At 68.1% G+C, this 18,954-nt stretch carries 23 protein-coding genes and 1 tRNA gene; 13 read left to right on the top strand and 11 right to left on the bottom strand.

Annotated features, from left to right (window positions below; translation table 11 throughout):
- Nucleotides 1–338 precede the first annotated feature (338 nt).
- Both IBJ06_RS12305 and IBJ06_RS12310 read right to left on the bottom strand, forming a co-directional pair.
- A complete protein-coding gene (locus IBJ06_RS12305; RefSeq protein WP_292160779.1) occupies nt 339–572 on the bottom strand; it encodes a hypothetical protein in 234 nt (77 codons plus the stop codon).
- Nucleotides 573–691: 119 nt separating this feature from the next.
- Nucleotides 692–768, bottom strand: a tRNA-Arg gene (locus IBJ06_RS12310).
- A 294-nt stretch (nt 769–1,062) separates the two neighbouring features.
- Here IBJ06_RS12310 and IBJ06_RS12315 point away from each other — a divergent pair.
- The 4 genes from IBJ06_RS12315 (at nt 1,063) to IBJ06_RS12330 (ending at nt 5,143) form a co-directional block, all read left to right on the top strand.
- Complete coding sequence (locus tag IBJ06_RS12315) at nt 1,063–3,564, top strand: helicase-related protein (protein WP_292160782.1); 2,502 nt, start codon at nt 1,063–1,065, stop codon at nt 3,562–3,564.
- Entirely contained in the window at nt 3,561–3,869 is a 309-nt protein-coding gene (locus IBJ06_RS12320; protein ID WP_292160785.1) for a S4 domain-containing protein, read from the top strand. Before IBJ06_RS12315 ends, IBJ06_RS12320 begins: the two co-directional genes overlap by 4 nt.
- Nucleotides 3,870–3,939: 70 nt before the next feature.
- The gene (fdxA, locus tag IBJ06_RS12325) at nt 3,940–4,281 is read left to right on the top strand and encodes a ferredoxin FdxA (RefSeq protein WP_292160788.1); all 342 of its coding nucleotides are present in this window, start codon (nt 3,940–3,942) and stop codon (nt 4,279–4,281) included.
- A 322-nt stretch (nt 4,282–4,603) separates the two neighbouring features.
- Nucleotides 4,604–5,143 carry a CarD family transcriptional regulator gene (locus IBJ06_RS12330; protein WP_292160791.1) on the top strand — a complete coding sequence of 180 codons (540 nt, stop codon included), beginning with the start codon at nt 4,604–4,606 and terminating at the stop codon, nt 5,141–5,143.
- A gap of 67 nt (nt 5,144–5,210) precedes the next feature.
- On the opposite strand, the gene IBJ06_RS12335 is transcribed toward IBJ06_RS12330, so the two are convergent.
- Nucleotides 5,211–5,564 carry a cytochrome c gene (locus IBJ06_RS12335; protein ID WP_292160794.1) on the bottom strand — a complete coding sequence of 118 codons (354 nt, stop codon included), beginning with the start codon at nt 5,562–5,564 and terminating at the stop codon, nt 5,211–5,213.
- Nucleotides 5,565–5,712: 148 nt separating this feature from the next.
- Here IBJ06_RS12335 and IBJ06_RS12340 point away from each other — a divergent pair, with 148 nt between their 5' ends.
- Nucleotides 5,713–6,084 (top strand): hypothetical protein, encoded by a 372-nt coding sequence (locus IBJ06_RS12340; protein WP_292160796.1) that lies wholly within the window; start codon nt 5,713–5,715, stop codon nt 6,082–6,084.
- On the opposite strand, the gene IBJ06_RS12345 is transcribed toward IBJ06_RS12340, so the two are convergent.
- Nucleotides 6,085–6,573, bottom strand: a complete 489-nt coding sequence (locus IBJ06_RS12345; RefSeq protein ID WP_292160798.1) for a DUF3617 family protein — start codon at nt 6,571–6,573, stop codon at nt 6,085–6,087.
- Between the two features lie 256 nt (nt 6,574–6,829).
- Between IBJ06_RS12345 and rpmB the strand changes: the two genes are divergently transcribed.
- Both rpmB and IBJ06_RS12355 read left to right on the top strand, forming a co-directional pair.
- The gene (gene rpmB / locus IBJ06_RS12350; protein ID WP_292160801.1) at nt 6,830–7,126 is read left to right on the top strand and encodes a 50S ribosomal protein L28; all 297 of its coding nucleotides are present in this window, start codon (nt 6,830–6,832) and stop codon (nt 7,124–7,126) included.
- 112 nt (nt 7,127–7,238) lie between these two features.
- Entirely contained in the window at nt 7,239–8,978 is a 1,740-nt protein-coding gene (locus IBJ06_RS12355) for a M1 family metallopeptidase (protein WP_292160803.1), read from the top strand.
- 31 nt (nt 8,979–9,009) lie between these two features.
- On the opposite strand, the gene IBJ06_RS12360 is transcribed toward IBJ06_RS12355, so the two are convergent.
- From IBJ06_RS12360 to IBJ06_RS12370, 3 genes are all read right to left on the bottom strand, one after another.
- The gene (locus tag IBJ06_RS12360; protein WP_292161057.1) at nt 9,010–9,567 is read right to left on the bottom strand and encodes an HNH endonuclease; all 558 of its coding nucleotides are present in this window, start codon (nt 9,565–9,567) and stop codon (nt 9,010–9,012) included.
- Between the two features lie 196 nt (nt 9,568–9,763).
- On the bottom strand, nt 9,764–10,420 hold the full coding sequence (locus IBJ06_RS12365; RefSeq protein ID WP_292160805.1) for a trimeric intracellular cation channel family protein: 657 nt from the start codon (nt 10,418–10,420) through the stop codon (nt 9,764–9,766).
- Nucleotides 10,417–11,067, bottom strand: coding sequence for a DNA-3-methyladenine glycosylase (locus IBJ06_RS12370; RefSeq protein WP_292160807.1), 651 nt, complete (start codon nt 11,065–11,067; stop codon nt 10,417–10,419). Before IBJ06_RS12370 ends, IBJ06_RS12365 begins: the two co-directional genes overlap by 4 nt.
- A gap of 127 nt (nt 11,068–11,194) precedes the next feature.
- Here IBJ06_RS12370 and gluQRS point away from each other — a divergent pair, with 127 nt between their 5' ends.
- The 4 genes from gluQRS to IBJ06_RS12390 all read left to right on the top strand — a co-directional run bounded on the left by gluQRS (nt 11,195) and on the right by IBJ06_RS12390 (nt 14,382).
- Nucleotides 11,195–12,064, top strand: a complete 870-nt coding sequence (gene gluQRS / locus IBJ06_RS12375; RefSeq protein WP_292160810.1) for a tRNA glutamyl-Q(34) synthetase GluQRS — start codon at nt 11,195–11,197, stop codon at nt 12,062–12,064.
- Complete coding sequence (locus IBJ06_RS12380; protein ID WP_292160813.1) at nt 12,061–13,215, top strand: serine hydrolase domain-containing protein; 1,155 nt, start codon at nt 12,061–12,063, stop codon at nt 13,213–13,215. Before gluQRS ends, IBJ06_RS12380 begins: the two co-directional genes overlap by 4 nt.
- 9 nt (nt 13,216–13,224) lie before the next feature.
- On the top strand, nt 13,225–13,986 hold the full coding sequence (locus IBJ06_RS12385) for an extensin family protein (protein ID WP_292160815.1): 762 nt from the start codon (nt 13,225–13,227) through the stop codon (nt 13,984–13,986).
- 192 nt (nt 13,987–14,178) lie between these two features.
- Nucleotides 14,179–14,382 carry a cold-shock protein gene (locus tag IBJ06_RS12390; RefSeq protein ID WP_292160818.1) on the top strand — a complete coding sequence of 68 codons (204 nt, stop codon included), beginning with the start codon at nt 14,179–14,181 and terminating at the stop codon, nt 14,380–14,382.
- A gap of 57 nt (nt 14,383–14,439) precedes the next feature.
- Here the strand turns inward: IBJ06_RS12390 and IBJ06_RS12395 are convergent, their stop codons facing one another.
- Complete coding sequence (locus tag IBJ06_RS12395) at nt 14,440–15,396, bottom strand: DMT family transporter (RefSeq protein WP_292160821.1); 957 nt, start codon at nt 15,394–15,396, stop codon at nt 14,440–14,442.
- A 50-nt stretch (nt 15,397–15,446) separates the two neighbouring features.
- Here IBJ06_RS12395 and IBJ06_RS12400 point away from each other — a divergent pair, with 50 nt between their 5' ends.
- Nucleotides 15,447–16,475, top strand: a complete 1,029-nt coding sequence (locus tag IBJ06_RS12400; RefSeq protein ID WP_292160824.1) for a UbiA family prenyltransferase — start codon at nt 15,447–15,449, stop codon at nt 16,473–16,475.
- Nucleotides 16,476–16,500: 25 nt separating this feature from the next.
- Nucleotides 16,501–17,355, top strand: a complete 855-nt coding sequence (locus tag IBJ06_RS12405) for a DUF3298 and DUF4163 domain-containing protein (RefSeq protein WP_292160827.1) — start codon at nt 16,501–16,503, stop codon at nt 17,353–17,355.
- 9 nt (nt 17,356–17,364) lie between these two features.
- On the opposite strand, the gene IBJ06_RS12410 is transcribed toward IBJ06_RS12405, so the two are convergent.
- The 3 genes from IBJ06_RS12410 to IBJ06_RS12420 are packed head-to-tail and all read right to left on the bottom strand — an operon-like array spanning nt 17,365 to nt 18,907.
- Complete coding sequence (locus IBJ06_RS12410; protein ID WP_292160830.1) at nt 17,365–18,300, bottom strand: alpha/beta hydrolase; 936 nt, start codon at nt 18,298–18,300, stop codon at nt 17,365–17,367.
- Between the two features lie 29 nt (nt 18,301–18,329).
- Entirely contained in the window at nt 18,330–18,527 is a 198-nt protein-coding gene (locus IBJ06_RS12415) for a helix-turn-helix transcriptional regulator (RefSeq protein ID WP_123287885.1), read from the bottom strand.
- Nucleotides 18,527–18,907, bottom strand: coding sequence for a hypothetical protein (locus IBJ06_RS12420; protein ID WP_292160834.1), 381 nt, complete (start codon nt 18,905–18,907; stop codon nt 18,527–18,529). The genes IBJ06_RS12415 and IBJ06_RS12420 overlap by 1 nt, the downstream gene beginning before the upstream one ends.
- Nucleotides 18,908–18,954: the final 47 nt, after the last annotated feature.

Raw genomic sequence — 18,954 nt, forward strand, 5'->3', positions numbered from 1 at the left:
CCGGCCCCTGCCCCGTCTGCCGCAACCCTGCCCCCACCGCCCCTGCGCTGATGCCTGCGGTCCCCCTCCCCCATCGGGGGGAGGAATAGTCGCGTCAACCGACCAGCCTACACCGCCCCCGGACCAGGGCGGGCAAAACGCTGCGGGAAACGGGAAGGGCGTTGAAGGCGCGCGGGATATCGGGCGGTAACTCGGATAGAGGGCCCGCCGCGGCCCATCAGAGTCCAGACTGGCCAGCAAGGAAATCTGAGTGAACGACGGCCCAACCTCGACCACGCTCCCGCTGAATTTCCAAGAACCAAACGGCACCGTCAGACTGTTACATCATAAACTACAAGTCACTTTGGAAACCTGTCGATCCCGCTTCGAACCCTGTTGGATGCAGTACGCACAGCACCACCAAACTTGTTGTTATAACCTTTGCATATAAGGGCAAATACACCATAAGCTAGCATCGTGTATAGAAATGGAAAAGCAATTTTCTCAAATAAGTTCTCGCCAGGTTGGTATACGAAAAATATTACCAGATAGAATACGGAAAGCCCAAATATTTTAATCAGCACCTTCTTCATGGACACCTCCACCCTTCGAACGCCCGCCTCGGACGACTGCCACTGGGTTAGCCTAGTGCTCGAAGGAGAGCGCCACAATGGTCGCCGCTTGCCGGCTTTGCTCGACGGCAGGTTGTGACTGGCGACCCCGGCAGGACTCCAACCTGCGACCTCGGCTTTAGGAAAGCCTTGCTCTATGCAGCTGAGCTACGGGGCCGTCGCGGGGTGACCTAGCGGGTCGCGCGAAACAGGGGAAGCGCCAGGACGGTTTCGGCATCGAAAAACCTGCGGGACCACCAGCGGCGGCGCTCTCCGATTGTGGTTAATCAGCATTAAGATACAATATGTTGCGGTGAACAAACCCCGAATCAGGGCGAGTCAGTGATTCGGTCCCGATTCGTTTCGCGCTTGTTCCACAGGCCGTGTCACGCGCGTTAATCGCCCTTCGGCGACGGGCCGGTACGATTACCCGGTTGAGTCCGGTCGTGACCCGCCCCACCTTTATCGCGTCATGAACGATCGCCTTACAGGACAGTCGGCAGCGCAGGTCGTGGCGGTGCTGGGCCCGACGAATACCGGGAAGACCCATCTGGCGGTCGAGCGGATGCTGGGCCATGCGACGGGCATGATCGGCCTGCCGCTCAGGCTTCTGGCGCGCGAAGTCTATGAGCGGATCGCGAAACAGCGGGGCGCGGCCTCGGTGGCGCTGATCACGGGCGAGGAGAAGATCGTCCCGGAGCGGCCGCGCTATTTCGTCTCGACCGTCGAGGCCATGCCCATGGACCGGGCGGTGGATTTTGTGGCGGTCGACGAGATCCAGCTGGTGGCCGACCCCGAGCGTGGGCATTTGTTCACCCACCGGCTGCTGCATGCCCGGGGTCGGTTCGAGACCATGTTCCTGGGGGCCGGGACCATGGCGCCCCTGATCCGGCGGTTGGTGGCCAATGTGGAAATCCGCGAGCGCGAGCGGCTGTCGCAGCTGGCCTATGCCGGGCCGTCCAAGCTGACCCGGTTGCCGAAGCGGTCGGCGGTTGTCGCCTTCTCGGCCGAGCAGGTCTATGCGATCGCCGAGCTGTTGCGCCGCCAGAGGGGCGGGGCAGCAGTGGTCATGGGCGCGCTCAGCCCCCGCACCCGCAACGCCCAGGTGGCCCTGTTCCAGTCGGGCGAGGTCGACTTTCTGGTTGCCACCGACGCCATCGGCATGGGGCTGAACATGGATGTCGACCATGTGGCCTTTGCCGGATTGAAAAAGTTCGACGGGCGGCGGACGCGGCACCTGCATGCGCATGAGATCGGCCAGATCGCCGGGCGGGCCGGACGGCACCTGCGCGACGGCACCTTTGGCGTGACGGCCCAGGCGCAGGACCTCGATCCCGATCTGGTCGAGCAGGTGGTCGAGCACCGGTTCGACCCGGTACGGGCGGCGGAATGGCGGAACGGGCGGCTGGATTTCGACAGCCTGCCCGCCCTGATCCGCGCGCTGGAGACGCGGCCGGACCATCCGGGACTGGTGCTGTCGGCGCCGGCGCTGGATGAGGTGCTGCTGAGGCGGGCCGCGCGCGAGGAGGATGTGCAGCGCATCGCCCGGTCGCGCGGCAGTCTGATGCGGCTGTGGGACTGCTGCCAGATGCCCGACTTTCAGAAGACCACGCCGGAGCAGCATTTCCAGCTGGTCATGCATCTGTTCGAGGCGCTGACCGGGCCGGGCGGCCGGGTGACGGAGGACTGGTTTGCGGGGCGGTTCGCGGCGCTGGATCGCGATGAGGGGCAGATCGACCGGATCTCGGCGCGCCTCGCCGGGGTGCGGACGCTGAGCTACATCGCCAACCGGCCGGGCTGGCTGGAGGCCGCGGAGCATTGGCGCGAGCGGACCCGGGCGCTGGAGGACCGGTTGTCGGATGTGTTGCACGAGCGGCTGACCGCGCGCTTCGTCGACCGGCGCACCACGGTGCTGATGCAGGCGCTGAAGGATTATGGCGAGGCCGACACCCAGGTGTCCGAGGACGGCGCGGTCTCGGTCGAGGGGCAGGCGGTCGGCCGGCTGACCGGCATCAGCTTCAAGGCCGAAGCGGGCGCCAGCGCGCTGGAGACGCGGGCGCTGGGCCGGGCGGCGCGACAGGCGGTGGCACCCGAGGTGGAGCGGCGGCTGGGGCGGCTGGCGGCCGAGCCGGATGAGGCCTTTGCCCTGTTGCCCGACGGGACGGTGCTGTGGCGCGAGGCGCGGGTGGGACAGGTGATCCCCGGCGATCCGCTGGCGCCCCGCATGCGGCTGGACGGCGATCTGGGCTCGGCCCGGGTGCGCGAACGGGCGCTTCACCGGCTGGAAGCCTGGCTGGCGGCCGAGGCGACGCGCGCGCTGCGCCCGCTGTACCGGCTGCAGCGGGCGGTCGAGGGCGGGACGCTCAAAGGCCTGCCGCGCGGCATCGCCTGGCGGCTGATCGAGGCCGGGGGCCTGATCGACCGGCGCGAGGTGGAGCGGGATCTGGCGGCGCTGAGCCAGGTTGAGCGGCGAACGCTGAAGACCTTTGCCGTGCGGGTGGGGGTGCATTCGGTCTGGCTGCCGGGGGTGCTGAAGGCGCGGGCGCAGACCTTTGCCGGGGCCTTTGCCGCGTCGCCGATGCTTCAGGCGGGCAAGACGCCGGTGCTGGCCCCCGCCGGGCCGATGACGGTACGCGCCCTGTCGGCCCGGGGCCTGCGCGCCGTGGGCCGCTGGCTGGTGCCGGCCGAGGCGCTGGAGACGATGGCCGGGCTGCGGACGCAGGCGGCCGGGCGGCTAACCGAGGAGGCTCTCGGCCAGCTGGGGTGGAGCGCGGAGCAGGCGAAACAGATCATTCCGGCGCTGAAAACCGCCCGGGTACAAAAGCCGGATGTGCCCGGCAAGGCGCGGCCGCCAAAGGATTCGCCCTTTGCGGCCTTGGCGGTGCTGACCGAACGCCCTGCGCCGGCCCGCCGCAAGCCCGCCCGCCGCCGGCGCAAGGCTGCGGGCAAGGGATCGGGCCAGGGACCGGCATGACCGACAGCGCCGATGTCTGTCGCCTCGACGTCTGGCTGTGGCGGGCGCGGTTCGCGCCGACCCGGTCCGAGGCGGCGGCCCGGGTCGAGGCGGGGCGCATCCGCCTGACCCGCGCGGGCATCCAGACGCGGATGTCCAAGCCGGGGTTCAGGGTGCGCACGGGCGATGTGCTGATGCTGATGCGCGGGCCGGAACTGGTCGAGGTCCGGATCCTGGCCCTCGGCAAAAGAAGAGGCCCGCCGGCGGAAGCGGCGGCCCTGTATGAAGACCTGAACCGGCCCCCGCTGGCGAGCCCCGACGGTTGACACTTTGGCCGTCGGGGGCCATCTGCCCGGTCCGGCCCTCCGGCTGATCCCTCGACCCCCGGTTTCGTTCATGACCTACATCGTCACAGACGCCTGCGTGCGCTGCAAATTCATGGATTGCGTCGAGGTGTGCCCGGTCGACTGCTTCTATGAGGGCGAGAATTTTCTGGTGATCGCGCCGGACGAATGCATCGACTGCGGCGTCTGCGAGCCCGAGTGCCCGGTCGACGCGATCAAGCCCGACACCGAGGACGAGCCCGACGGCAAGTGGCTGAAGATCAATGCCGACTTCGCAAAGGTTTGGCCCAACATCACGGTCAAGGGCACACCCCCCGCCGACGCTGAAGAGTTCGAGCGAGAGACCGGAAAGTTCGAAAAATACTTCTCGGAAAAGCCGGGCAAGGGCTCCTGAGGGCCTATTTGCGCAACAGGCGCGCGAGCTTTGGCCCCAATCCGGTCACAATATGCCCCTCGCCCGTGGTCCCGCTTGGGGATATTTTGAATTTTCCGCTTTTTGTGATAGATTGATCTCATTCGGTCGGATGGCCCGCGAGACGTCTCGCACCATCCGGAGTAACGATAGAACCCCGACGTAAACCGGGGCGGCCAGAGGTTTGGTGATCCGTTTCCGCATCTGAGATCGACAGTCCGCCGGTGCCGTCTTGCCGGGCAGGACAGGTCGTCTGTGATGCCGAGATGAATTGCGATCGTCTGCGTCCGTGAAAGGAAATGACATGACGAGCAAGAGTGGTCTTGAATTCAAGGTTGGCGACGCGGTCGTCTATCCGGCTCATGGTGTCGGCAAGGTGGCCGCCGTGGAGACCCAGGAAGTCGCGGGCATGAGCCTGGAAGTCTATGTCGTGACCTTTGACCACGAGAAGATGACCCTGCGCGTGCCGACCAACAAGGCCAAGACCGCCGGTCTGCGCTCGCTGGCCGCCGAGGATGTGGTCAGCCGGGCCCTGACCACGCTGAAGGGCCGCGCCCGCATCAAGCGCACCATGTGGTCGCGCCGGGCCCAGGAATATGAGGCCAAGATCAACTCGGGCGACCTGATCTCGATCGCCGAGGTGGTGCGCGACCTGCACCGCGCCGACACCCAGCCGGAACAGTCCTATTCGGAGCGTCAGCTGTACGAATCGGCCCTGGACCGCATGGCCCGCGAAGTCGCCGCCGCCAACCGCATCGACAAGGACGCCGCCGTCGAGCTGCTGGCCAAGTCGCTGAGCGCCAAGAAGGCCCCGCCGGCCCCGGCCGCCGCCGAAGCGGCCTGATTTCAGGCCACAGGCTGAAAAGAATGAGGGCCCCGGAGCGATCCGGGGCCTTTTTTCGTGTGTGGCCTCAGCCGGCCTCGAGCGATTCCAGCCAGGCGATCAGGTCGCGGATCTGGTCGGGTTGCAACTCGACCTGGGGCATGGCGGGGTGGGCGGTGGTCAGGCCCTCGGCCAGGGCTTCCTCAAGGAAGCGGACGGGATAGCGGGTGTGCAGGTCGCGGAACGGCGGAGCCTCGGCCATGGGGCTGGCGCCGGTCGGGCCGACGGCATGACAGGCGGCGCACCGTTGTTGCGCCAGGGCCTCGCCCCGCAGGACGGCTGCGGGATCGGTCTGCCGGGCGGGGGGCGGTGCCTCCGGCGCGGTCGAGCAGGCGGCGAGGACAACCCCCGTAAGGACGATGACGGTCAGACGCGGGTGCATGCGGGACATCCTTTGCGGCGATTGCGGCGTTGAGCCCGACAGCCTCGCCCGACCCTTGACGTGGATCAAGGTGGGGGTGAAGCACGTTCGGCAAGAGTGACCATGACAGCCACGGCGGCCGGACCTGGCCCCCCTGCAGGAGCATCCCATGACCTCGACCCTGACCCACATCCGTCTTGAACTGGCGCGCGAGCCCGGCTCGCCGGCCGGCAATCCGCAGGACGGCTGGGACATCGTCGCGGTTCTGGACGCGGACGGCAGGCTGGACCCCGCCGGTTGCCGCGATCAGGCCGGGCGCCTGCATGTGCGCCGCTTCGAGAGCAATCAGACGGTCGCCACCGGCACCCTGCGTCAGGGGCCCGGCGGCAAGTGGCTGCTGGATCTGGCGCCCGAGGATGCGCCCGACGCCACCGGCTTTCGCTTTGGCGAGGAGCGCTTCGTCCCGGGCGAATACGTCAGCCTGATCGACGCGGACGGCGAGACGCACACCTTCGTGGTCGCCAGGTCCGCGCCGCTGTAATCAGAAATATTCGGCGCCGGCCGGGCAGGTGGCGCTGATCCGGCGGGCATTGATGCTGGCCGGGATATAGGGCGTGCCGCGCGCCAGCTGGGCGCCGCCGTTGAAGCGGAAGCTCTCCGGCGCATACGGACCGCTGAGGCGGACGCGCACGGTGCGGTTCTTGGGATCGCGGCAGGTGCCCTCGAAGCGGGCCTGGCCATTGGCGACTTCCCGCACCGGATAGGTGCAGGTCCAGCGCCGGGTCGACAGGCCGCTGAAGAAGCGGGTGATCTCGCTGGGGCGCACGCACTTGGTCTCGGTGTCGCGGACGCCGAGGGCGCTGGTGGTATATTCCCAATACCCGGGTTGCGGCGTGCCGGAGGCCTGGGGCGAAGTCGCCGAGGACGGCACTGTCATCATCAGGCCCAGCACCAGGGCACCGCCCGCGACCGGCAGTGTCCGGGACATCCGCCGGGTCGGGCGGGGGGTCGGGATTCGTGTGTTCGTCATGTCAGCCCTCTCTGGAAGCTCCGGGGATCGATATATGACCTGACTATGTGTCCGCAATTGAACGGGGGCTGAACGATCCGTAATTGTGCGGTCGGGGCAAGCGGATTCCCCCCGCCGGAATCCCCCGCGCGCGGCCTTGACGCCCGGCCCCCTCCTCCTCTATACGACCGCCTCTCGCGCGGGACAGGGTTTCGCGTGCACCCAATGTTTCGCGCCCGGTGTCTTTTTGCACCATGGCGCCAATGAGGATCAGTCCATGTCGCGTCGTTGCGAACTCACCGGGATCGGCCCGATGGTCGGCCATTCGGTCAGCCACTCGAACATCAAGACCAAGCGCCGGTTCCTGCCGTCGCTGAAGACCGTCAAGGTCGCGTCGGACGCCTTGGGCCAGACCTTCAGCCTGCGTATCTCGAACGCCGCCCTGCGCACCCTGGACTACAAGGGTGGCCTGGACGCCTTCATCGTCAAGGCCCGCGACGAAAAGCTGTCGACCGCCGCCCAGCGCATCAAGCGCCAGGTGAAGGCCAAGCTGGCGGAACAGCAAGCTTCCTGATCCCCGCAGATCAGCCAGATTTCGGAAAGGCCGGTGGAAACACCGGCCTTTTCTTTTGTGGTCCGCCCTCTAAGGTTCCGGTCTTCCTGTGACAGGCCTGCCGGAGACGCCCGTGACCGTATCGTTCCGCCCCCTACTGGTCTCGATGGCCGCGCTTGGCCTGAGCTTTGGCGCGAGCGCCCCCGTGCTGGCGCAGGAGGCGGGCGAACAGCGGACCTCGACCGCCTTCACCATGGACACGGGCGGGCCGCGCACGCCGGAGCAGCTGGCCATGCGGTTCGACGTGGCCGATCTGGCGATCAAGGTCATGCCGGACGAGAAGGCCATCGAGGGGGTGGCCACCCTGACCTTTACCGCCACGGCACCGCTGGACCGGCTGGTGGTCGAACTGGACACCCGGTTCGATGTGTCGGAAGTCGCCATCGACGGGCGGCCGCTGTCGCCGGGGGACTGGGTCAATCCGGAAGGCCGGATGACCATCACCCTGCCAAGCCGCCTCAGCGAGGGGCAGTCGGTGGACCTGCGCATCACCTATGCCGGCCAGCCGCATGTGGCGCGCAATGCGCCCTGGGACGGCGGCTTTGTCTGGTCGCGCGCGCCGGGCGGAGAGCCGTGGATCGCCACGGCCGTCCAGGGTGACGGCTGTGACCTGTTCTGGCCCTGTATCGACCATCCGATGGCCGAGCCGGGCCGGGTCGACCTGCACATCACCGTGCCCTCGAACCTGTCGGCCCCGGCCAATGGGCGCTTCCTCGGCAAGGAGGACCATGGCGACGGCTGGACCACCTGGAACTGGACCGCGCGCCAGCCCAACAACTATGCCATTTCGCTGACGGTCGGCCCCTATGTCGAGATCGCCGGGACCTATGAGAGCCGGTTCGGCAACACCATTCCCCTGCATTTCTGGCACCTGAACAGCACCGATCCGGCCAAGGCTGCGGCCCTGTTCGCCGAATTTCCCGAGCAGCTGGCCTTCTTCGAGGCCACGGTCGGGCCGTTCCCGTTCGGCGACGAGAAGATGGGCGTGGTCGAGACCCCGCACCTGGGCATGGAGCACCAGACCATCAATGCCTATGGCAACAACTACCGCAAGGATCACAACGGCTATGACTGGCTGTTGCAGCACGAGCTAGCGCATGAGTGGTTCGGCAACCAGCTGACCAACGTCAACTGGGACGACATGTGGCTGCACGAGGGGCTGGGCACCTATATGCAGCCGCTCTATGCGGGCTGGCTGAACGGCGAGCAGTATTATCAGGCGGGCCTGCTGCAGCAGCGGCTGGGGCTGGCCAACCGGTTCCCCGTGGTGTCCGGCAGCGATCTGACCGAGGAACAGGTCTATGAGGGCGACCGCGGCCCCGGCAATGACATCTATTACAAGGGCTCGCTGATCATGCATTCGCTGCGGATGCTGATCGGCGATGAGGCCTTTTTCGAATCCGTGACCCGGCTGGTCTATGGCCGCCCCGACCCCCGGCCCGGCAATTTCGAGCCGCGCTTTGCCTCGACGCCCGACTTTCTCGCCATCATCAATGAGGTAACCGGGCAGGACCTCGGCTGGTTCTTCAACGGCTATCTGTATCAGGCGGCCCTGCCCGACCTGATCAGCCGACAACAGGGCGACCGGCTGATGCTGGAATGGGTGGTCGGCGACGGCAGCGTCTTCCCCATGCCGATCGAGGTGTCGGTCGACGGGCGCGTGCAGACGGTGCCCATGACGGGCGGCCGCGGCGAGGTCCGGGGTGTCGGTCCGCACAGCCATGTGCTGATCGACCCGCAGAACAAGGTGCTGCGCCGCCTGGACAATATCGATGAGTTCGAGGCCTGGGCTGCGACCCAGCGTCGGCGGTAGGGGTCAGGCCCCGGGCATCAGGCCAGGGGCGTCAGGGCTCGAGCTCGATATCCCAGTAGAGATAGTCGAGCCAGCTGTTGTGCAGATAGTCGGGCGGGAAGCGCCGCCCGGCGTCCTGGAGCTGCCAGGCGTTCGGCCGGCGCGGCGCGTGGCGGATCGGCATGCCGGCCTGTTGCGGGGTGCGGCCGCCCTTTCGGAGGTTGCAGGGCGGGCAGGCGGCCACGATGTTTTCCCAGGTCGTGCGACCGCCGTGCGAGCGGGGCACCACATGGTCGAAGGTCAGTTCACCCGCCTGGCCGCAGTACTGGCAGGTGAAGCCGTCGCGCAGGAAGACGTTGAAGCGGGTGAAGGCGGGCGAGCGGTCCTGATCGATATAGGTCTTCAGCGACACCACGCTGGGCAGCTGGAATTCCATCGAGGGGCTGCGGACGACCTTGTCGTAGACCGAGACCACATCGACGCGGTCCTGCCAGACGGCCTTGATCACATCCTGCCAGGGCCAGATCGACAGGGGATAATAGGACAGGGGCCGGAAGTCGGCGTTAAGCACCAGGGCAGGCCAGCCGGAGGGCGTGCGGGGCGCCGTCATCCGACCGGGCTGGACCCCGGCCAGTTCGGCACCGGAAAGAGCGGTCAGGGAGCGGGACATCATCCCCCTCCGTTCCGCACGACATATGGACAAGCGACCGGACTGAAGACGACTTCCTCCACGCTGATGGACGAAGTTTATCGTCGATTCGAGGCCACCGCCATGACGAACAGATGTCGGTTCCGTGAAGTCGCTCTCAGGGCGCGCGGACGCGGGCCGGGAAGGACGGCAGGCTCCAGCCCCAGACGAGGGCTCCGGCGCGCAGGGCGAAGCCGAGCGGCATGGCCAGCAGGGCGGCAGGCACATTGCCGAGGCCCAGCAGCTTGAACCCGACAAAGGCCACCGCCGCGAGGATGGCCGCCGTGACCGTGATCTCGCGCCGCAGCAGGATCGAGGGCTGGCCCGCCAGAAGGTCCCGCACCACGCCGCCGAAACAGGCCGTCAGCGTGCCCATGACGATACAGATGAGGGGGCTGGCACCCAGCGCCTCGGCCTTGGCCGCGCCCATCACGCCATAGGCGGCCAGTCCGACGGCATCCAGCCACAGCAGGGCGCGGAACCGCCATTCGGGCCGACCCACGATCCAGACCACCAGCGCGGCCGCAAGGCACACCGCCACATATTTCCAGTCCACGACCCAGAAGACCGGCACATCCAGCAGGACATCGCGCAGGGTGCCGCCCCCGACCCCGGTGATGGCGGCAAAGAAGCCGAGGGTGACCAGATCGTGCTTTTCCCTCGCCGCCGCGAGCGCGCCTGTGGCCGCGAACACCGCCACGCCCGCATAGTCGAGCAGATAGAGATTGGGCAGGATCGGCTGGCTGAGAGTCTGAAGGAGGGGCGCTTCGATCATGCGACGTCTTCCAGGGAAATTTCACCGCGCTTGACGGCACCATACCAGCCCCACAGCAGATGTGCCGCCACCGACCGGTGCGGACGCCAGACCTCGGCCCGGGCGTAAGCCTGTTTCTGGGTGGGCCGCGCCTCGATCCCGTCGGCCCAGCGCATGGCCTCCTGCAGGGCCACGTCGCCGCCGGGAAAGACATCCGTGCGGCCCTCGCAGAACATCAGAAAGGTCTCGGCGGTCCACAGGCCGACGCCCTTGATGGCGGTCAGCGCCGCGATGGCCGCGTCGTCGTCCAGACGCTCCAGATGGTCGAAGTCGATGCGGCCTTCGGTGTGGGCGCGGGCGATCTCGTGACCATAGCGCGCCTTTTGCCCCGACAGCCCGAAGCTCCGGAACTGCTCGGGCGAGTGAGCCAGGACGGTTTCCGGCGTGATCTGGCCGAGACCCTCGCCCACCCGGCGCCAGATGGAGGCCGCCGCGGCGACCGACACCTGCTGCTCGACGATCATGCGGAACAGCCCCTCGAAGCCGCCGGTGCGCAGCCGCCATTCGAACGGCGGCACGGCCTCGACCACGCGCGCCAGCATGGGGTCGGCGGCGGCCAGCGCCTGTCGCGCGGTCAGGATGTGGTCGGCCGTCGGTGCGGTCGGCATGGCTTGGCCTTGGTGACAGGGTCCGGACCGCGATCTAGGGTCGGCCCATGTCCAGTCTGGCCGAAGTTCGCCCTGTGATCACCCCCGAATCCGGCCTCGGCGGCCGGAATCCGCGAGCGCCCCGGGCATGACGCTGGTTACGCGCTTTGCCCCCTCGCCCACGGGTCGGCTGCACATGGGACATGCCTTTTCCGCCCTGACCGCCTGGAGGGCGGCGCGGGAGGCCCGGGGGCGATTCCTGCTGCGCATTGAGGACACGGACTTCACCCGCTGCCGGCCTGAATACACCGAGGCCGTGTTCGAGGACCTGTCCTGGCTGGATCTGGACTGGGAAACGCCGGTGCGGCGCCAGTCGGAGCATCGGGCGGACTACGACCGGGCGCTCGAACAGTTGCGCGATCGGGGGCTGCTGTACCGCTGTTTCCGCACGCGAAAGGAGCGGCTGGCGCTGGCGGGACTGGCGCCCCATGCGGATGATCCGGCGGACCTCGCGGCCTTTACCGGCGGACCCCATGACCCGGACGAGGAAGCCCGGCGGCTGGAGGCCGGAGAAGCCTTTGCCTGGCGGCTGTCGCTGGACCGGGCCCGGGCGCTGCTGGGCGATCTGTCACGCCTGCGCTGGACCGAGGAGGGCGTCGATCCCGGCACTCACAGCGCGCGGCCCGAGGCGCTGGGGGATATGGTCATGGGGCGCAAGGACATCGGCGCGGGCTATGTGATCGCCTCGGTCATCGATGACGCCGCGCAGGGGATCACCCATGTGATCCGGGGCGCGGACCTGATCCCTATGACATCGGTCCAGCGTGTCCTTCAGGCGCTATTGCAGCTGCCGACGCCGATATACCGTCATCATCCACTGTTACTGGATGAGACCGGCAAGCGGTTTGCCAAGCGGGACGGGGCCATCACGCTGGCGCAGATCCGGGCGGGGGGAACCTCACCCGCCGACCTCAGGGCCCGCCTGGGCTTTTCCGACAGATCAGGAAGTGACGCATGAGTCTGGACCGACGTTCATTGATGGCCGCCCTGGGGGCCGTGCCCGCCGTCAGCCTGCCGACTCTGGCGCGCGCTCGCACGGGCGATGCGACTGTCGAAGCCGCGCTGGACAGTGTGTTCGAACGCTTTGCCCCGGTCGGCTTGGGGGCGGCGATTATCTCTCGTGAAGGACTTGTCGGGTCGGGCGTGCGCGGACCGCGCCGCAAGGACGGGACCGAGCCGGTGCGGACCACTGACGCCTGGCATCTGGGGTCGAATACCAAGGCCATGACGGCCGTGCTGTTCGCGCGTCTGGTCGAGCAGGGGCTGGCGAACTGGGACCTGAAGATCGTCGATGCCCTGCCCGGCGCGCACGACCCGGCCTGGGCGGAGGTCAGCGTCGTCGAGCTGATGCAGCATCGCGCGGGATTGAGGGACGGTGATGCGCTGGGGCAGGCCTGGCTCATGACAGCGCGGGGCGACCCCGCGACCCTGCCCGAACAAAGGCTTGCGGTGGCGCAAAAGGCGCTCGCCTCTGCGCCCGATGGCACGCCCGGCCGGTTTCTGTACGGCAATGCCAACTATATGGTCGCGGCCGCCGCCCTTGAGGCGATCACCGGTCAGGACTGGCAGGCGATGATGGTGGAGCAGGTGTTTGACCCGCTCGGCCTCACCTCAGCCGGGTTCGGGGCACCGCCTGAACCCGCCCCCTGGGGGCACCGGGAGGTGGGAGGGCGGGTGACCCCCCTGCCGCCCTCGCATCCCGGCTCGGACAATCCGGCGGCCATGGGTCCGGCCGCGACCGTGCATATGACGCTTGAGGACTATGGCCGTTTCCTTGCCGTGTTCCTCAACGATGGGCGGCCGCTGCTGCAACGGGAGTCCATCGCACAGCTGACCCGACCGGCCGAGGGGCCACCGCCGGCCTATGGCTGTGGCTGGATCGTGCTGGACCAGCCCTGGGCCGGCGCGGACGGCACGACACCGGGCCGGGTGCTGGCCCACGATGGCTCCAACACAATCTGGTATGCCAGCGCGATGGTAGCCCCCGCACGTGGTCTGGCCCTGATCGCCGTCAGCAATGACGGGACGGCCGGGGCGCAGGCCTGTCCGGCCCTGCTGCGCGCCCTGATCGCGGGGCTGCCGGTCGCGGAAGCCGGCGGGGTCGTCTAGGCTGATCGCATGAAGCGTGATCTGGCCGACTTCTGGAATCTGTTGTGGGAGGCGGCGCTGGGTCTGTGCGCGGCCTTTGCCATGCTGAACCTCTTTGCCCCGCCGCAGGACCTGCCGTGGAAGCCGCTGGATCTGGACCGCCCGATCGGTCAGGCGACGGCGGCCAAGGTCGCCGATTTCGAAATCTCGCGCCTCGCCGCACCCGAGGAGGTCCGCGGGGTGACCGAGGCCTGTATGCAGGTGCTGCGCGACGCCGGCGTCGAGGTCGAGCGCGCGCCCGACCGGGATGACGGCGGTTTTTGCGTCGTGCGGGGGGCGGTGCGGATCACGGGGGGCGATGTCACGCCGCTCAGCCCCGGCGGGCTGGTGATGCAGTGTCCGCTGGCGGTGCGCTATGTCATCTGGGACCGGCAGGTCCTGCGCCCGGCCGCGCGGGAGACCTTCGGCAGCGAGGTGGCCAGCGTCCAGAACTTCGGCACCTATTCCTGCCGCCGTATCTATGGCCAGGAGGACCCCGGGGCGCGGCCCAGCGAGCATGCCCGCGCCAATGCCCTGGACGTCGCGGCCATCCGGCTCGAGGACGGACGGGTCGTCAGCATCGCCTCGGACTGGCGCGGAACCGGCCCCGCCGGGCCCGATAGCCGGAGCTTCCTGAAGCGGCTGCGCGACGGGGCCTGTCGCGTTTTCTCGACTGTCCTGACGCCCGATTACAATGAGGCGCACGCCGATCACCTGCACCTGGACGGGGCCCCGCGCGGCCTGTGCGCCTGATCCGCTCCCCTGTTGGGCGAATCAATTCCGGTTGACCAAAAGGCCCTGACGCGAGACAACGCTGTCGCAGCCCGGATTTGCGCGGTGTCCAAAGCCGCGGGTCGCTCCTTCGCCTGAACGAGCTTTATCCAGACGGGTTGACGGGCCCCCAGCAGGGGGTCCGCCTGGAAAGCGCGTTTACGGAGACGCATTATGGCGACCGGTACGGTCAAATGGTTCAACCCCACCAAGGGGTATGGTTTCATCCAGCCGGATGGCGGTGGGTCGGACGTGTTCGTCCACATCACGGCCGTCCAGCAAGCCGGCCTGGCCGGTCTGGATGACAACGCCAAGGTCGAATACGAGCTGGAATCCCAGCGCGGCAAGACCTCGGCCGTGGGCCTCAAGCTCCTCTAGGAGCGACTGAGGTTTCAGACCTTCGCGGGCGCGGACTCTTCGGGGTCCGCGCCCGTTTCAATTGCGCGGACGGTCCACGGCCCCGTCCGGCACCATGATCGGTCCCGCCGGTGGGGTCAGGCGGCTGGCGCGCTGGGCGAGGACGACGCCGATCAGCACCAGGACGCCGCCGATGGCCTGAACCGGGGTCAGGGCCTCGGCAAAGATCCACCAGCCGAGGAGAGCCGCGACGACCGGCTGGATCAGGATGGTGACGGCGGTGACCGAGGCGGGCAGCCGGCCCAGCGCCCAGGCAACGCCGCCCTGCCCCACCACATGCATCAGGCCGAGGCCCGCGCAGGCCATCCAGCCGCCCGGCCCGGCGGGCACAATGTCTTCCCCCAGCGCCAAAGCGATCAGGAGCAGCAGGGGCGTGCCGACCAGCGTCGCCCAGAAGGTCACCTTGAGCGCGCCCGCCGTGCGCCGCGCGGCCTTTACCGCGAGGAAATAGGCCGCGTACCAGACCGCGACCGACAGCGAGAACAGGTCGCCCAGAAGGGGGTTGGTGCCCTGCCCGCCATCGGCGCCTGCGGCCATGGCAAAGGCCCCGGCGACCGCCAGACCCAGCGCCAGAACGAAGCTGCGGCCCGGGCGCTGTTTCCAGACGATCCAGGCGAACAGGGTCACGACCACGGGCGTCAGGTTGCAGAGCACCGTGGCATTGGCGACCGAGGTCATGACAATGCCGTAGTGCCAGAAGGCCAGATCCAGCACGAAGAACAGCCCGGCCAGCAGCATCCAGCGCGAGGGTGTGCCGAGACCCCGCCCCTCCCCGCTCCCCCGCGTCGCGGTCAGCAGCGTCAGCAGCGGCAGGGCAAACAGGAACCGCCAGAAGCCCGCCGCCGCAGGACCCGTCTCGGTCAGCCGCACGAGGATGGGGGCGAGGCCCAGCACCATGGCGGCCAGCACCAGCACCGCCAGCGGAAAGGCCGCATGGCGGGTCAGGGCAACAACAGAGGCCGGGGCGCGGATCATGGCGCCCTCTATCCCTTCTCATCGGGGCCGGGAAGGCGCTATCAGAAGGCATGACCGCTCCGCTTCCCGACGCCGGCCAGAACTGGGTCGACCGCCATGCGCCCGAGGGGCTGAAGCCGTGGCTGAAGCTGGGGCGGTTCGACCGGCCGATCGGCATCTGGCTGCTGCTGCTGCCCGGCTGGCAGGGGATCATGCTGGCGGTCGCGTCGCTGGGGTCGGTTGCGCCGCCGTTGGTGCTGGCCTGGCTGGCGGTCGCGTTTGCGGTGGGCGCCTGTCTGATGCGGGCGGCGGGCTGTGCGTTCAACGACATCGTCGATCGCGACATCGATGCGAAGGTGGCGCGAACGGCGGCCCGGCCGGTCGCGTCAGGACAGATATCGGTGAAGGGGGCGTGGGCGTTCGTGATCGGCTGCTGCCTGATCAGCCTCTTGATCCTGCTGACGCTGAACCTGACCGCGGTGATGCTGGGCGTGGCGTCGCTGGCGCTGGTGGCGGCCTATCCCTTCATGAAGCGCATTACCTGGTGGCCGCAGGCGTGGCTGGGCCTGACCTTCAACTGGGGTGCCCTGATGGGGTTTGCGGCCATCTCTGGTGGCTTCGGCTTCGCGGTGTGGCTGATGGAGCTGCGCGACAGCGTGGTGCTTGCGCAAGATCTGGGCCCCGAAGGTTTCTGGATGCTTCGGGAGGGCGTGGTCACCACCGCCGCCCTGCTGCTCTACCTTGGCGGGGTGTTCTGGACGCTGGGCTATGACACGATCTACGCGCTGCAGGACATCGAGGACGATGCGCTGGCGGGGGTCAAATCGTCGGCCCGGCGGCTGGGCGGCAAGGTCCGCGACGGCGTTGCCTTCTTCTACCTGCTGGCGGCGATCTTTTCGGCCGGTGCGGCGGCGGTTGGCGGGCTGTCGCCGCCGTTCTGGATCGGCTGGCTGGCCTATGGCGCGCATCTGGTCTGGCAGGTGCGCAACGTCCGGGCGGATGATCCCGAGGGCGCGCTCCGCCTGTTCAAATCCAACCGGGAGGCGGGTGTGCTGTTGTTGATCGCGCTGGGCCTTGGGGCGGTCCCGATCGGGGGCTAGACTGGGGCGAACCCAGGAGTTTTGCATGCGTCCCTCCCCGACCCAGACCCTCCGCCTGTCGCTGATCCTGCTGGCCCTGCCGCTGGCGCTGGCGGCCTGTAACCGCGACCGCGAAGAGGCCGCCCCGGCCGAGGTGGCAGCCGATGCCGGCACGGCCGCGCTGGAGACCCCGGCGGCCTCGCCGTCGAACCTGACCTTTGCCGACAAGACCGAGCACGCCACCGTCGCCCTGACGCTGCCCGAGGGAATCAAGGCCGAGCCCGACCTGCACGCCCGGACCTATGCCGAGGAGGTCCGCGGCCTGCGCCAGTTCGAGGAGGGGGCGCTGGCCGCCCGCACCGAGGCCGAGGGCGATGAGGGCATGCCGCCGTTCGAGAAGACCGTCACCGTGACGGTCGCCGGTCAGACCGACCGTCTGTTCAGCCTGCGCCGCGAGGCCTTTGACTATTCGGGCGGGGCCCACCCCAACACCCTGACCACGGGTATCGTCTGGGACCGGTCGCTGAAGCGGGTGATCGGCGCGCCGGAGCTGTTCCGGAAGGGGGCGGACCTGACGGCGCTGGATCAGGCCCTGTGCACGGCGGTGAATGCGGCCCGCCGTGCGCGGGTGCCGGATGCCCGGACGATCACCCTGGAGGGCCGCGATGGCTGGGCCTGTCCTCGCGCGGGCGAGACGCCCTTTGTGCTGGCGCCGGGGGATCAGGCGGGCAAGGCCGGGGGGCTGATCTTTCTGATCGGGCCTTATCAGGTCGGGCCGGGCGTCGAGGGCGGCTATGAAATCGTCATCCCCCAGACCGCCTTCAAGAGCATGATCGCCACGGCCTATGCGGGGGAGTTCGCGGGCCAGCCGCGGCGGACGGGGGACGTCACGCCGCGCTGACGGTCGCGCCTACTGTGCGAGGAAGCGGTCGACGATCTGGCTGAACCGCTCGGGCTGGTCGGCCATGATGAAGTGGCGGCTGTCATCGACCCGGATCAGGGTAACGCCGGGCAGGTCAGCATAGTCGCGCTGCCACATGGAGTCCGCCGTGGTACGCGGCGCGCCGCCGTTTTCATCCGCCGCATAGACGGCCCAGACCGGCGTGGTCATGGCGGGAAGGCCGGGGCGAAGGTCGGTCAACATCACGTCACGGATGGCGGCGGCCATGGCTTGACGGTCGGAGGTCACGCTCCACTCGACCAGGGCCTTCCGGGTAGCCGGATCATTGGCGTAGCCGACCGCACCGCGTTCCTGGCCTGCGCGGAAGGTGGTTTGATCGAGAGTGAGCATGGCTGCAGCGGCCTGCTCGGCATAGGGGCGGGCAGAGTCGACCGTCATCCCGGGGCCGAACAGGGCCGAGAAGAAGGGCAGGCTGTCGACGCTCATCACCTTGCCGACCAGGGCGGGGTATTGCTGGGCCAGCATCAGGGCGCTCATCCCGCCCATGGAGTGACCGATGACGGCGGGGGTCTCAAGACCGGCCTCGTCGATATAGCGGGCCAGTTCGTCGATCACCGGCTGGACAAAGGGGCCGTCGCCGTGGACCCAGGGCTCACCCGCGAAGCCGGCCAGCTGGACCATGTGGACACGGTGGGTGGCGGACAGGCGCTCGGCCTCGGCGCGCCAGACCTCCCGCGAGGAGGCATAGCCGGGGATGAAGATGACGTCGGGGCCTGAACCCAGCACCTCGACCGACAGCCGCTCCGAGGTGAAGGCCGGTGCGGTTTGCGCGGTGGCCATACGCGGCGCCATCAGGCTGAGCAGACCCCCGGCCAGCAGCAGGGCCGAGGCGAGGAACAGGGCGCGCAGAAGAGAGCGCCCCCGAAGGGAACGGAAGTTGTGCATGGGAGTGTCCTTGAGGTTTGCCTGAACGCTCAGGCGTGCGGGTTTTCGAAGATGTCTTCCACCGGGCGGTCGAACACCACGGCGATGCGATAGGCGAGGTCGAGCGAGGGGTCGTGCTTTTCGGTCTCGAGCGCATTGACCGCCTGACGCGAGACCCCCAGTTCCTGGCCCAGCTGTTCCTGGGTCCAGCCGCGCTCGACTCGGAGCAGTTTCAGCCGGTTCTTCATCAGCGGCTGCTCCGGATGAAGATGGGCATGAAGCCCATCAGCCCCCAGAAGACGACATAGACCCACCAGCCCTCGACGTGGGGGGCCCCGGCGAACTTCTCGGCGAACCCCCAGAAGACGCTGAGGGCGAAGGTCAGGCCGGCGGCGAGGATGAAGCGCCTGGCCGTGACGCCGGCAACGAACTCGTCGCTGTCGCGGATGAAGGCCAGGGTCGCCCAGATCTGGCCGGCCACCGGCGCCGCGACCGCCGCGGCAAGGATCCAGCCGCTGACCCCGCCGATGGCATCCAGCGCGCCGCCGACGGCCAGCAACAGGGCCACGACATAGCCGAGCATGAAGAATACGGTTCGAAAGGTGTAGGCCTTGGCAGCAGATGTCATGTCACGTCCTCCTGACTGAATGTAAGGACTACCTTACACCATCGCCG

Origin of the sequence: Brevundimonas sp. (assembly GCF_016742135.1) — a bacterium.
Lineage (GTDB): Bacteria > Pseudomonadota > Alphaproteobacteria > Caulobacterales > Caulobacteraceae > Brevundimonas.